We start from the raw sequence: 364 nt of genomic DNA, 5'->3' as shown, positions 1-364 counted from the left end.
TGAATTGCTCAAGCAATTCACTGAAGCCACGCCAGTTGTAGCTTTTACGCTGACTGCGACGGTTAAGCCATTTGAAAACGATACGGCATGCGAGATTATAAAAGGATTTCAGCATATCCATATTGCCGGAAACTCCATAATAGTTGAAATGCCCCAGAAGCTTGGCTCGGAGGTCTTCCATTATGTCGACTGTATCAGACACCAGCCGTTCGAGTTTTATCCATTTTGTAATTGCTGCCAATGCTAAGCGGAACTTCGTCTTCGCTGTACGCATTTTCACCAAAGGCTTGTCATTTCTGCTCAGGCCCCATCTAAATTCAAAACCAAGAAAGGTAAAGGTCTTGCTGCTCTTGGTCTCGAACCT

Annotated in this window: 1 pseudogene; it reads right to left on the bottom strand. The window is 44.8% G+C overall.

What is annotated here, in order from left to right:
- Nucleotides 1-364: pseudogene (locus ACYQ8U_RS23290) on the bottom strand (group II intron reverse transcriptase/maturase); the annotation flags it as partial.

The sequence above is a fragment of the Desulfocastanea catecholica genome (genome assembly GCF_054657295.1).
The sequence above is the reverse complement of the archived record's forward strand: the minus strand, read 5'-3'. Positions and strand labels throughout refer to the sequence as shown.